Raw genomic sequence first — 1,309 nt, 5'->3', positions numbered from 1 at the left:
TGAATCGCCCCGTGTTTGCCAGAGACTCAATAACTTGAGAAACTGGAACTATGAAAAAATCAAATCGCTATACATCAGAATTTCGTGAACGTGCAATTAGGCTTGTTACCACACAACAGCATGAATACCCTTCTCTTTGGGCTGCGCTAGTATCGATTTCAGATAAACTGGGATGTACCCCAGAAACACTTAGAGCATGGGTCAAGAAATCTCAAGCTCAACCGTCTAAACCCTCTTCTAATACGCAATCAACTGAAGAACGCCTTGCCGTCTTAGAGCGCGAGAATAAAGAGCTCAAGCGAACGAATGATATCCTGAGGCAAGCTGCCGCTTTTTTCGCCCAAGCGGAGCTCGACCGCAAACAGAAGTAATAGTGGATTTTATTGATGCTTGCAGAGAGCATTACGGTGTCGAGTCAATTTGCAAGGAATTGCCGATTGCACCATCAACGTATTATTCTCATAAACAGATACAAAGAGAGCCTGAGCGACTGTCTAACCGCAAAAAGCGTGATGCTGAGCTGATAATACTCATTCGCGAAGTGTGGGAGGATAATATGTCAGTTTATGGTGCAAGAAAAATATGGAAGCAGCTACAGCTTGACGACCATCAAGTCGCCCGCTGTACAGTCGAACGATTGATGCGAGTTATGGGAATTCAAGGTGTTCGTCGGGGTAAAGCACATAAGACAACGATACCTGACGAGCAACAAGATAAGCCACTTGATTTAGTTAATCGTCAATTTACTGCTGAGCAGCCAAATCAACTTTGGGTAGCTGACATCACCTATGTTGCCACATGGAGTGGGTTTGTTTATGTCGCTTTCGTGATAGATGTTTTTTCACGATACATTGTAGGTTGGCGTGTATCAACGACAATGCACACAGAGCTTATTCTTGATGCGTTAGAGCAAGCTATTTGGCATCGTGGCAACCCCGAAGGGTTAATTCACCACAGCGACAGAGGCAGCCAATATTTGTCTATACGATACACTGAGCGACTTGCTGAAGCTGGAATTCAAGCGTCTGTAGGCAGTGTGGGTGACTCTTATGACAATGCATTGGCTGAAACAATAAATGGATTATTTAAAACAGAGATTATTCGCAGAAATGGCCCGTGGAAGAATGTTGATGCTGTTGAATACGCAACGTTAGAGTGGGTCAATTGGTTTAATAATCAACGCTTATTATCTTCAATTGGGTATATTTCACCAGCTCAATATGAAACAGACTACTATGATAATTTAAACGAGTCAGGTAAAGTGGCCTGACTTAAACAAACTGGTCTCCGATGAACTCGGGGCGATTCA

1 protein-coding gene and 1 other annotated feature are annotated in these 1,309 nt (G+C 43.4%); the gene reads left to right on the top strand.

Annotation, left to right across the window (positions count from 1 at the left end; translation table 11 throughout):
- Nucleotides 1-50: 50 nt before the first annotated feature.
- A protein-coding gene (locus A9479_RS19430; RefSeq protein WP_223230517.1) for an IS3 family transposase occupies nt 51-1,270 on the top strand; the annotation gives its coding sequence in 2 pieces (ribosomal slippage) (nt 51-339 and nt 339-1,270; 1,221 coding nt in all).
- Nucleotides 329-445, top strand: a sequence feature (AL1L pseudoknot). Its footprint overlaps the gene before it by 117 nt.
- Nucleotides 1,271-1,309 lie beyond the last annotated feature (39 nt).

This window comes from Pseudoalteromonas sp. MQS005, from assembly GCF_001661605.1.
Lineage (GTDB): Bacteria > Pseudomonadota > Gammaproteobacteria > Enterobacterales > Alteromonadaceae > Pseudoalteromonas > Pseudoalteromonas tetraodonis.
Note: the sequence above shows the minus strand (reverse complement) of the source record. Positions and strands in the feature narration are given on the sequence as shown.